This window comes from Nocardioides sp. dk884, from assembly GCF_009557055.1.
In the GTDB taxonomy this organism is placed as follows: Bacteria; Actinomycetota; Actinomycetes; order Propionibacteriales; family Nocardioidaceae; genus Nocardioides.
Genome location: NZ_CP045649.1, coordinates 632,532 through 644,470, shown reverse-complemented (window position 1 = coordinate 644,470; position 11,939 = coordinate 632,532). Strand labels below are relative to the sequence as shown.

The 11,939-nt window shown below is 72.5% G+C and carries 7 protein-coding genes; all 7 read right to left on the bottom strand.

The genetic code is table 11. The features are described from left to right. Nucleotides 1–24 precede the first annotated feature (24 nt). Nucleotides 25–990 carry a hypothetical protein gene (locus GFH29_RS03105; protein ID WP_153322002.1) on the bottom strand — a complete coding sequence of 322 codons (966 nt, stop codon included), beginning with the start codon at nt 988–990 and terminating at the stop codon, nt 25–27. Continuing rightward, the gene (locus tag GFH29_RS03100) at nt 971–2,233 is read right to left on the bottom strand and encodes a class I SAM-dependent methyltransferase (RefSeq protein ID WP_153322001.1); all 1,263 of its coding nucleotides are present in this window, start codon (nt 2,231–2,233) and stop codon (nt 971–973) included. The genes GFH29_RS03105 and GFH29_RS03100 overlap by 20 nt, the downstream gene beginning before the upstream one ends. Before the next feature lie 138 nt (nt 2,234–2,371). Further along, the gene (locus GFH29_RS03095; RefSeq protein WP_153322000.1) at nt 2,372–5,200 is read right to left on the bottom strand and encodes an FAD-binding and (Fe-S)-binding domain-containing protein; all 2,829 of its coding nucleotides are present in this window, start codon (nt 5,198–5,200) and stop codon (nt 2,372–2,374) included. Next, nucleotides 5,197–5,697: a hypothetical protein gene (locus GFH29_RS03090; protein WP_153321999.1), complete on the bottom strand. Its 501-nt coding sequence runs from the start codon at nt 5,695–5,697 to the stop codon at nt 5,197–5,199. Before GFH29_RS03090 ends, GFH29_RS03095 begins: the two co-directional genes overlap by 4 nt. Before the next feature lie 78 nt (nt 5,698–5,775). Continuing rightward, nucleotides 5,776–6,663 (bottom strand): NUDIX domain-containing protein, encoded by an 888-nt coding sequence (locus GFH29_RS03085; RefSeq protein ID WP_228387729.1) that lies wholly within the window; start codon nt 6,661–6,663, stop codon nt 5,776–5,778. Next, nucleotides 6,660–7,895 carry a geranylgeranyl reductase family protein gene (locus tag GFH29_RS03080; RefSeq protein WP_153321998.1) on the bottom strand — a complete coding sequence of 412 codons (1,236 nt, stop codon included), beginning with the start codon at nt 7,893–7,895 and terminating at the stop codon, nt 6,660–6,662. The genes GFH29_RS03085 and GFH29_RS03080 overlap by 4 nt, the downstream gene beginning before the upstream one ends. A gap of 138 nt (nt 7,896–8,033) precedes the next feature. Next, nucleotides 8,034–11,912: a DNA-directed RNA polymerase subunit beta' gene (locus GFH29_RS03075; protein ID WP_153321997.1), complete on the bottom strand. Its 3,879-nt coding sequence runs from the start codon at nt 11,910–11,912 to the stop codon at nt 8,034–8,036. Between the last annotated feature and the right edge of the window lie 27 nt (nt 11,913–11,939).

The window sequence follows — 11,939 nt, the reverse complement described above, 5'->3', positions numbered from 1 at the left end:
CATGAGCGCCGACTCGGGGAAGGGTCAGCGGCGGGGACGGCCCCACAGCCAGCGCAGCAGGAGCACCAGCACGCCCAAGCCGACCCAGCCGCCGAGGAACCACGGCCACGTCGGCCGGTTCTCGGTGTCGGCGCGGGTGGGCTCGGGGGCGGCGGAGGCGGTCGACGGCTCCGGGGCCAGCGCGGCGCGCACCTCCGGTGACAGCGCGACGCGCAGCACCGGCTCGTGGAGGCCCTCGGAGAGCACCAGCACCTCGCCGTCCTCGTCCACCGCGATCGTCTCGCCCTGCCGTTGGGGCGGCAGCTCCACGCTGGCGACGCGCTCCAGGGTCGGCCAGCTCAGCAGCGTCGCGCCGCTGTAGCCACGCACCAGCAGGTGCCGCCCGTCGGCCCAGAACGCGCCGTCGGTGGCGAAGGCCGGTGCCGGGGCGAGACGGCGCAGCCGGTTCGGTCGCTCCGCGTCGAGCCGGCGCGGCACGGCGTACGCGCTGCCGCCGAGGATCTCCTTGGACACCACGAGCAGCTGCCCGGTGTCCGGGTGGGCCACCAGCGTCTCGGCGTCGCGGGCCCCGTCGGGGTAGACCAGCTCGTAGGCCTGCGGCTCGACGGTCCGGTCCCCACGCCCCACCGGCACCCGCAGGAGGGTCACGGACTCACGGACCGCGCGGTTGTCGCCGATGTCGCCGACCCAGACGTGACCGGGACCGGCGGGCGCGAGCGCCTCGGTGTCGCGCGGCGCCTCGGCCCAGCTGGTGGTCCCGACGGTCCGCCCGCTCTCGGGGTCGACCACGAACACCCGCCCGCCGTCGCCGGAGTCGTTGACGACCACCAGGTCGCCGTCCGCCACGACGAGACCGCTGGCCTCGGTGATCGCGGGGTCGGCGATCTCGACCACGACGTCGCGCTCGGTCTCCGGCGCCGCCGCGGCCCCGAGGGCGAACGGGACCGCGACCAGGAGGGCGACGGCCCGCTCAGGCCGGGGCCGGGGCATCCTCGCTCGTCTCCTCGGCGGGCAGCTCCCCGAGCAGCACCGCCAGGCGCGGGCGCACCGCCCAGGTGCGCACCAGCTCGTCGTACTCGTTGCGCAGGCTGCCGCCCTTGACCGGCGAGCCCGCGCGCACCGCACGCAGGAGGGTGTTGCGCGGGGTGTGCTGGCTCTCGACGAACTGCACGACGTCGACGCGGTAGCCCTGCAGCCGCATCAGCGTGGCGCGCAGCCCGTCGGTCAGCGTGTCGGCCAGCCGTTCGCGCAGGATGCCGTGCCGGGTCAGCTGCGCGTACGGCGCGGGGGTGGGCGCCCGGCGCAGCTGCGCGGCGAGGTCGTGGTGGCAACAGGGCGCGGCCAGCACCAGCTGGGCGCCCCACTCGACCGCGCGCGCGAGGGCCTCGTCGGTGGCGGTGTCGCAGGCGTGCAGGGCCAGCACCACGTCGGGCGCCTGGTCCAGCTGGACCCCGTCGATGCTGCCGACCACGAACTCGGCGTCCACGCCGAGCTCACGCGCCACCGCGGTGTTGTGCTCGCGCGACTGCTCCTTGACGTCCACGCCGGTCACCACGACCGGCAGGTCGCGCACGGAGGAGAGGAAGCGCTGGGCGGCGAAGGTGAGGTAGGCGTTGCCGCAGCCGAGGTCGACGATGCGCAGCGGGTCCTCGGTGGTGGGGCGGCGCAGCTGGCCCTTGGCGAGCGCGTCGCTGATCGAGGAGTCGAGCAGGCGCAGGAACTCCTCCACCTGGCGGTACTTCGCCTGCCGGCTCGGCTTGAGCCGGCCCTGGGCGTCGGTGAGGCCGAGCGCCCGGAACAGCGGGTCGTCCTCGGCCAGCAGCCGCTGCTTGTCGCGGTCGTGGCCGCGCTCGACGGCGACCGGGGTCTCCCGGTCGGTGGTGTGCAGCAGCGCCTCGAGCTTCTTGGTGACCCGGACCTGGTGGCTCTGGGTGGTCGTCTCGACGTGCCAGTTGCCGAACGGCTCGTCGATGAGCTCGTCGACGGCGGCGCGGGCCGCGTCGCTCACGCCGTCGGGGCCCACCGGGTGGTTCGCCGTGTGGGCCTGGGTCTGGTCGTAGGAGGTGATCTGGAGGTGCCGGCCGGCCTTGAGGTCGACGTAGCGCAGCTCGACGCGGCGCCAGCGCGGCTGGGAGCCCTTCTGACGCCCCGAGGCGACGGCGCGGACCAGGCTGTCGGGGTCGAGCAGGTGGCTGCGCATCTGGGTCAGCACCCGCAGCAGCGGCTCGCTCATCGGGTCACCGCCGCGACCACCACGATGACCAGCAGCAGCCCCAGGAAGGCCGGGATGATGAAGCGGCGGTGGCGTGGGTTCACCGCTCCATTCTAGGAGCGCTGTCCCCGCGGACCGGCATCGCTGGGAGCCCCCGCCTCAGCCCTCGAGGCGCGCGGCGAGCAGCTCGGCGAGGTGCATCGTCTCGACCTCGGCGAGGTCGGCGAGCTGCACCCGGCACGACATGCCGTCGGCCAGCACGACCGCCTCGGGGTGGGCCCGGACGGCCGGCATCAGGTGCGTCTCCGCGACCGCCACCGACACCTCGTAGTGGCCCTTCTCCATGCCGAAGTTGCCGGCGAGCCCGCAGCAGCCGGCGACCTTGGTCAGGGTGGCCCCGGCGTCGCGCAGCAGCTTCTCGTCGGCGGACCAGCCGAGCACCGAGGAGTGGTGGCAGTGCGGCTGCGCCACGATCTCGGTGCCGGTGAGGTCGGGCATCCGCACCCGCCCGTCGCGCACCAGGTCGGTGAGCAGCTCGGCGAAGGTCCGCACCCCGGCGGCGACCCGCGCCGCGGCCGGGTCGGCGGTGAGCTCGGTGGCGTCGCTGCGCAGGGTGGCCAGGCACGACGGCTCCAGCCCGATGACCGGCACGCCGGAGTCGACGTACGGCGCGAGCGTGCGCACGGTGCGCTCCATGATCGAGCGCGCCTGGTCCAGCTGGCCGGTGGTGACCCAGGTCAGCCCGCAGCACGCGGACTCCTCGATCACCCGCACCCGCAGGCCGGCGGCCTCCAGCACCTTGATCGCGGCGTGCCCGCTGCGCGGGAAGAAGTGGTCGGTGAAGGAGTCCGCCCACACCCACACGTCCGGCGCCTGCTCCGCGCCGGTGGCCCGGCCGGCGCCCTTCGCGGCGCGCTGGCTGCGGCGCAGCGTGGTGGTGGCGAACGTGGGGATCGAGCGGCGCTGGTCGATGCCGGCGGTGGCGCGCGCGAGCGAGGCGAGCGGCTTGATCCGCATCACCGCGTTGGCCAGCGGCGCGACCGGGGCGCTCATCCGCACCCACTGCGGCAGCCGGCCGAGCAGGTAGTGGGTGCGCGGGCGCACCTTGCCGGAGTAGGTCTGGTGCAGCACCTCGGACTTGTAGGTCGCCATGTCGATGCCGGTCGGGCAGTCCGAGGAGCAGCCCTTGCACGACAGGCACAGGTCGAGCGCCTCGTGCACGGCCGGGTCCTGCACGCCCTGCACCAGCGCGCCGTCGAGCGCCTCCTGGAGCACCCGGGCGCGGCCGCGGGTGGAGTCCTTCTCCTCGCGGGTGGCCTGGTACGACGGGCACATGACGCCGGCGCTGGTGGCCGCGACGCACTTGCCGACGCCGGTGCAGCGGTGCACGGCGTTGCCGAAGGAGCCCTCGTCGTGCAGGAAGCGCAGCGCGGGGACGCCCTCACGGGTGCGCGGGCGCGCCGGGCGCAGGTCGGCGTCCAGCGGGGCGGGGTCGACCAGGACGCCGGGGTTGAGCACGTTGGCGGGGTCGCAGATCGCCTTGACCGCGCCGAAGAGCCGCACCGACTCCTCGGGATACATGATCGACAGCAGCTCCGAGCGGGCCCGGCCGTCGCCGTGCTCGCCGGACAGCGACCCGCCGTACTCGGCGAGCTTGTGGGCCGAGGCGGTCATGAAGTCGCGGAAGGACGCCCCGCCGTCGTCGAACTTGAAGTCGATGCGCACGTGCACGCAGCCGTCGCCGAAGTGGCCGTAGGGCACCCCGTCGAGGTCGTGCTCGCGCAGCAGCGCGTCGAAGTCGCGCAGCCAGGAGCCGAGCTGGGCCGGCGGGACGGCGGCGTCCTCCCAGCCGGAGTACGCCGGGGTGGGCAGGCTGCGGCTGGCGAGTCCGGCGCCGTCCTCGCGGATGCGCCACAGCGCGGCGGCCTCGGCGGCGTCGGTGACCACGCGGTGGTCCAGGGCGCCGGCGGCCGCGACCACGGTGGCGAGCAGTGCGGGGTCGACGACCTCGACCATCAGCCAGCCGGCACCGCGCGGCAGCTGCGGCACCGCGCCGCCGCGGGCGCGGACCAGATCGGCGATCCGGGCGTCCATGCCCTCGCAGGCGACCAGGGCAGAGCCCTCGGTGGAGACGTCCTGCTGGCCGACCGCGGCGAGCAGCCCGGGCACCGCGTCCGCGGCCTCGAACATGTCGGCGTAGCCGAGCACGACCAGGTGGCGCGCCACCTCCGGGACCAGCCGCACCCGGGCGCGGCGGACCACCGCGAGGGTGCCCTCGGAGCCGACCAGGAACTTGTCGAGCGAGCGGCGCTCGGGCAGCAGGTGCTCCAGGGAGTAGCCGCTGACCTGGCGCGAGAAGCGCCCGAAGCTGGTGCGCACGTGTCCGAGGTGGGCCTCGACCAGCGCGGCCAGCTGGGCGGGCACGTCGCCGTCGGCGGCGTAGGCCACGTCGAGGTCGACCACGTTGTCGGCGGTGCGGCCGTAGCCCAGGGCGCGCGAGCCGCAGGCGTTGTTGCCGATCATCCCGCCGATGGTGCAGCGCGGGTGGGTCGAGGGGTCGGGGCCGAAGCGCAGCCCGTGCGGGGCCGCGGCCTTCTGCAGGTTGGCGTGGATCAGGCCCGGCTCGACCAGCGCGGTGCGGGTCTCCGGGTCGATCTCCAGCACCTTGTTGAGGTGGCGCACGGTGTCGACCACGATGCCGGTGCCGACGGCGTTGCCGGCGATCGAGGTGCCGGCGCCGCGCATCGTCAGCGGTACGCCGAGGGTGCGGGCGGCGTCGAGCAGGGCGTCGAGCTCGTCGACGTGGCGCGGGCGGGCCACGATCTGCGGCACCACGCGATAGATCGAGGCGTCGGTGGAGTACATCGCGCGGGTGAGCGTGGTGTCATCGACGTCGGTGAGCCCGCGGCGGCGCAGCTCGGCCTTCAGGTCCCCGGTCGCGGGTGCGCCCGCGGCGCCTGCGCCTGCGGTGATGGTCTCGGCGCTCATCGCCCCTCCTCGGGTCGGTAACGGAACAGCGACATCCACAGCGACCACACGATGAGGCCGATGACTCCCCCGCCGAGCACGGTGAGCAACGGCGAGCCCAGGGTGGGCTCCCCGGCGCGCGCCGTGATCATGACGGAGACCAGCACGCCGCCCAGCAGCAGCATCGCCGCCGCGCCGACGCCGTACAGGTCGCCGACCATGCGGCGCTGGGCCTCTGCCTCACGCGCGGGCGTGGCGCTCCACCACTCGTGGTGCGGGACGTCGACCCACGGCGAGGACAGCGGCTGCCTCGGCAGCACCCGGGCGACCCAGGCGGTGGCGAGGGCCAGCGCGAGCCCGGCGACGCCGAACAGCGCGACGGCCTCGGCGCGCGAGCCCCAGCTCTCCGGATGCTCCATGAAGCCCAGGTGCACCGGCACCCGCTCGGGCAGACGGGTCGCGGCCGCGCCCAGCAGCACGGCGTACGCCGCCGTGGTCAGGATGAACGCGAACCGCACCGGCCCAGTCTCCCACCCGGCACCGGTGGCGCGCATGCCGCCCGGGACCGGTGAGACGTACGCCGACCGGCGCGTCGCTCAGGCCCGACGCTCGGCCGCGGCCAGGGCGGCGCGCACCACGTCGAGCACCTGGACCGTGCCGGACTCGATGTCGGCGAGCGGCACCCAGGCGGCGGCGTCGGTGGTGCCGTCCACCTCCGCGACACGGGGCTGCGCCCCGGGCGGCACCGAGCCCGAGAAGATGAGGTGCACGCCGTGGAAGTCCTCGCGGCGCCCGGTCGGCGCGGTGCCGGTGAAGTGCACGTCGTGGACCTCGAGCACCTCCCCCACCTCCGCGACGACCCCGCACTCCTCGAGCAGCTCACGCCGCAGCGCGGCGCGGGGCTCCTCGCCGTGGTCGATGCCGCCGCCGGGCAGTGTCCAGCTGCCCGGGTGCGCGCCGCGGGCGGAGATCCGGGTCAGCAGCACCGCGTCGCCGCGGCGGGCCAGGGCATAGGCGGCGACCCGCTGGTGCCGGGCGGCCGCGTGGTCGGCGAGCGCCTCGCGCACCAGCGCCGTCACCGGGAGCCTGCCCTCGAGCACCGTGCTCAGCGGCTGCCAGGCGGCCTCGACGGTGGAGCCGTCGACCTCGACCACCCGCGGCTCGGGCGCGTCAACCGGCACCCACGCGTCGTAGACCATCCGCACGGACCAGACGTCCACGCGCCGCCCGTCGCGCCAGGCGGAGGGCTGGTGGAAGGTGTAGACGCGGGCGCTCTCGCCCACGATGACCGGCAGCCCGGTCTCCTCGTACACCTCGCGGACCACCGCTGCGCGCGGCTCCTCCCCGCGCTCCAGGCCACCGCCGGGCAGGGTCCACATCTCGCCCTGGGCGATCCGCTCCGCGATCCGGCTGAGCAGGATCTGCTCGCCGCGCACGATGACGGCGTACGCCGCGACCCGCTGGACCTGCGCCTGGCGGCTCACGAGAACGGCGGTCGGGCGTCGCGTGCGATCGAGCGGCGACCGGCCCAGCGCCAGATGCGGGCGGCGCGGTCGCGGTCCTCCTCGGTGACCAGGTTGCCCATCCAGCGCAGCGCGAGAGTCATCAGCAGGTCGCTGCGCATGCCGGCGGGACCCAGGGTCGCGACCAGGCGCGGCAGCGTCGCGATCCCGGCCAGCCGGCGGGCGATCGAGAACGCCTCGCCGTAGTGCTCGCGCAGCACGGCGGGCCACGCGGTCGCCAGATCGGCGCCGTCCGCGAGCAGCTCGGCGACCAGTCGGCCGGTCTCCATGCCGTAGTCGATGCCCTCGCCGTTGAGCGGGTTCACACAGGCAGCCGCGTCACCGACCAGCGCCCAGTTCGCGCCGGCCACGCCGCTCACGGCGCCGCCCATCGGCAGCAGCGCGGAGGCCGGGGCGCGCAGCTCACCGGAGAGCCCGAACTCCGCGCGGCGCAGGTCGGCGTAGTGGCTCATCAGCGGACGCACCGCGATGTTGGCCGGACGCGCGGCGGTCGCCAAGGCGCCCACGCCGATGTTCACCTCGCCGGTGCCGAGCGGGAAGATCCAGCCGTAGCCGGAGAGCACGGTGCCCTCCTGGTCGCGCAGCTCCAGGTGGGAGCTGATCCACGGGTCGTCGCTGCGCGTGGAGGCGATGTAGGAGCGACCGGCGACGCCGTACACGGTGTCGCGGTGCCACTCGCGGCCCAGCACCTTGCCCAGCGGCGAGCGCACCCCGTCGGCGACCACCAGCCGCTCGCACCCGATCTCGAAGGTCTCGCCCGCGCGGCGGAACACGACGGCGGCCACCCGGTCGCCGTCCATCCGCACGTCCACGGCCCGCGCGTTCTCGACGCCGACGGCGCCCCGCTTGAGCGCCGCGGTGCGCAGGTGGTCGTCGAGCTCGGTGCGGGCGACGGCGGAGCCCCAGCTGGGGTGCTCACCGCCCGGCCAGGGCAGCTCCTGCACCTGGCCCCACCCATGGGCGCGCAGGCCGCGGTTGACGGTGTGCGAGCGCACCCAGTCGGTGAGGCCGAGCCGGTCGAGCTCGGCGATCGCGCGCGGCGTGAGGCCGTCGCCGCAGGTCTTGTCGCGGGGGAAGATCGCCGCGTCGGCGAGCACGACGTCCGCGCCGGAGGTCGCGGCCCAGGCCGCAGCGGCGGCGCCGGCGGGACCGGCGCCGACCACGAGGACGTCGGTCTTGACAGGGGTGCTCACCCCGCGATTCTCGCAGGGCACCACAGGGGCGACCAAGCCACCTCGCCCCGGCTCGCGCCCCGCCCGCTCCCGGGACGCCGAACGGCCCCGCTCCCAGGAGGGAACGGGGCCGTTCGTCGACTGCGACGAGCGCGTGCGTCAGTTCTGGTAGGACCCGAAGTCGAAGTCGTCCAGAGCGACGGCGGCGCCGGCGGTGCCGCCGAACTCGTAGTCGTAGGAGTCGTAGCCGGTGACGGAGTACGCCGCGGCGCGGGCCTCCTCGGTGGGCTCCACCCGGATGTTGCGGTACCGCTCGAGACCGGTACCCGCCGGGATCAGCTTGCCGATGATCACGTTCTCCTTCAGACCGCGCAGCGAGTCCGACTTGCCGTTGATGGCGGCGTCGGTGAGGACGCGGGTCGTCTCCTGGAAGGAGGCGGCCGACAGCCACGACTCGGTGGCCAGCGAGGCCTTGGTGATGCCCATGAGCACCGGACGACCCGAGGCCGGCTTGCCGCCCTCGGAGACCACGCGGCGGTTCTCCTCCTCGAAGATCACGCGATCCACGAGGTCGGAGGGCAGCAGGTTGGTCTCACCCGACTCGATGACCGTCACCCGGCGCAGCATCTGCCGGACGATGATCTCGATGTGCTTGTCGTGGATCGCCACGCCCTGGCTGCGGTAGACCTCCTGGACCTCGTCCACGAGGTGCTCCTGTGCCTTGCGCACACCCAGGATCCGCAGGACGTCCTGCGGGTCCGGGGTACCCGAGGTCAGGTGGTGACCGACCTCGACGTGCTGGCCGTCCTCGATGTTGAGGCGCGAGCGCTTCGAGACGGGGTACTCCTGGACCTCGGAGCCGTCGTCGGGGGTGAGGATGACCTTGCGGGCCTTGTCGGAGTCCTCGATCTCGACGCGACCAGCGGCCTCGGCGATCGGCGTACGACCCTTCGGGGAGCGGGCCTCGAAGAGCTCGACCACGCGGGGCAGACCCTGGGTGATGTCGTCCGCGGAGGCCACACCACCGGTGTGGAAGGTACGCATGGTCAGCTGCGTGCCGGGCTCACCGATGGACTGGGCGGCGATGATGCCGACCGCCTCACCGATGTCGACCAGCTTGCCGGTCGCCAGCGAGCGGCCGTAGCACTTGGCGCAGGTGCCGGTGCGGGCGTCACAGGTCAGCACGGAGCGGACCTTGACCTCCTCGATGCCGGCCGCGATCAGCTCGGCGATCTTGACGTCGCCGAGGTCGTCGCCGGCGGCGGCGAGGATCTCGCCGGTCTCCGGGTGGGCCACGTCGACGGCGGCGGCACGGGCGTACGCCGCGGTCTCGGCGTTCTCGTGCTTGACCACGGTGCCGTTCTCGAGGCGCTCACCGATCCGCTTGGGCAGACCGCGCTCGGTGCCGCAGTCGTCCTCGCGGATGATGACGTCCTGCGAGACGTCCACCAGACGACGGGTCAGGTAGCCCGAGTCGGCGGTACGCAGCGCGGTGTCGGCCAGACCCTTGCGAGCACCGTGGGTGGAGATGAAGTACTCCAGGACCGAGAGGCCCTCACGGAAGTTCGCCTTGATCGGGCGCGGGATGATCTCGCCCTTCGGGTTGGCCACGAGGCCACGCATGGCGCCGACCTGGCGGATCTGGTTGTAGTTACCGGACGCGCCCGAGTTCACCATCATGTGGATCGGGTTCGTGTCGACGAACGCCTTCTCCATGGCCTCACCGACGCGCTTGCCGGCCTCGGTCCAGATCTCGACGAGCTCCTGGCGACGCTCGTCGTCGGTGACCAGACCGCGCTCGAACTGCTTCTGCACCTTCGCGGCCTGGGCCTCGTAGCCGGACAGGATCTCCTTCTTGTCCGACGGCGTGGTGACGTCGTCGATGGAGACCGTGACACCCGAGCGGGTGGCCCAGTGGAAGCCGTTGTCCTTGAGGGCGTCGAGCGAGGCGGCGACCTCGACCTTGGTGTAGCGCTCCGCGAGGTCGTTGACGATCGCGCCGAGCTCCTTCTTGCCGACCTTGTTGTTCACGTAGGCGTAGTCGGCCGGGAGGCTGTCGTTGAAGATCGTGCGGCCCAGCGTGGTCGGGATCAGCAGCGGCTGACCCGGCTCCCAGTCCTCGGGGGTCTCGAAGCCGATCGGCGGCACGACGTCGGCGAGCCGGATGTTGACCTTCGACTGCAGCGTGATCTCGCGGCGGTCGAACGCCATGATCGCCTCGGCCTGCGAGCCGAAGGAACGGCCCTCGCCGGGCTGGCCCTCGCGGTCCTGGGTCAGGAAGAACAGGCCGATGATCATGTCCTGGGTAGGCATGGTCACCGGACGGCCGTCCGAGGGCTTGAGGATGTTGTTGGTCGAGAGCATCAGGATGCGAGCCTCGGCCTGCGCCTCGGCGGACAGCGGCAGGTGCACCGCCATCTGGTCACCGTCGAAGTCGGCGTTGAAGGCCGTGCAGACCAGCGGGTGCAGCTGGATGGCCTTGCCCTCGATCAGCTGGGGCTCGAAGGCCTGGATGCCGAGACGGTGCAGCGTGGGCGCACGGTTCAGCAGCACCGGGTGCTCGGTGATGACCTCTTCGAGGACGTCCCACACGACCGGGCGGGCACGCTCGACCATGCGCTTGGCGGACTTGATGTTCTGCGCGTGGCTGAGGTCCACCAGGCGCTTCATCACGAACGGCTTGAAGAGCTCCAGGGCCATCTGCTTGGGCAGACCGCACTGGTGCAGCTTCAGCTGCGGACCCGACACGATGACCGAACGGCCCGAGTAGTCCACGCGCTTGCCGAGCAGGTTCTGACGGAAGCGACCCTGCTTGCCCTTGAGCATGTCGGAGAGCGACTTCAGCGGCCGGTTGCCCGGGCCGGTGACGGGGCGACCACGACGGCCGTTGTCGAACAGCGAGTCGACGGCCTCCTGGAGCATCCGCTTCTCGTTGTTGACGATGATCTCGGGGGCGCCGAGGTCGAGCAGCCGCTTGAGGCGGTTGTTGCGGTTGATCACGCGGCGGTACAGGTCGTTGAGGTCAGAGGTCGCGAAGCGGCCACCGTCGAGCTGCACCATCGGACGCAGGTCCGGCGGGATGACCGGGACGGCGTCGAGGACCATGCCCTCGGGCTTGTTGCCGGTCTTGCGGAAGGCGTCGACGACCTTGAGGCGCTTGAGGGCGCGGACCTTCTTCTGGCCCTTGCCGTTGGCGATGGTGTCGCGCAGCGACTCGATCTCGGCAGGGATGTCGAAGTCCTGGAGGCGCTTCTGGATCGCGGTCGCGCCCATGTGGCCCTCGAAGTACTTGCCGAACCAGGTCTTCATCTCCCGGTACAGCATCTCGTCGCCCATGAGGTCCTGGACCTTCAGGTTCTTGAAGGTGTTCCAGACCTCGTCGAGGCGGTCGATCTCGCGCTGCGAGCGGTCACGCAGCTGCTTCATCTCGCGCTCGGCGCCGTCGCGCACCTTGCGGCGCTGGTCGGCCTTGGCACCCTCGGCCTCGAGCTGGGCGAGGTCCTCCTCCAGCTTGCGGCTGCGGTCCTCGAGCGCCTGGTCGCGGCGCTTCTCGAGACGCTCACGCTCCATGCCGACCTTGCCCTCGAGGGAGGACAGGTCGTTGTGGCGGGCGTCCTCGTCGACCGAGGTGATCATGTAGGCGGCGAAGTAGATGACCTTCTCGAGGTCCTTCGGCGCCAGGTCCAGCAGGTAGCCCAGACGGCTCGGGACACCCTTGAAGTACCAGATGTGGGTGACAGGCGCGGCCAGCTCGATGTGGCCCATGCGCTCACGACGCACCTTGGAACGGGTCACCTCGACGCCGCAGCGCTCGCAGATGATGCCCTTGAAGCGCACGCGCTTGTACTTGCCGCAGTAGCACTCCCAGTCCCGGGTGGGACCGAAGATCTTCTCGCAGAAGAGGCCGTCACGCTCGGGCTTGAGCGTGCGGTAGTTGATGGTCTCCGGCTTCTTGACCTCGCCGTGGCTCCAGGTACGGATGTCGTCCGCGGTGGCCAGGCCGATCTTAAGCTGGTCGAAGAAGTTCACATCGAGCACGGTGGCTGTTGTCCTTCGTTAGTTCTC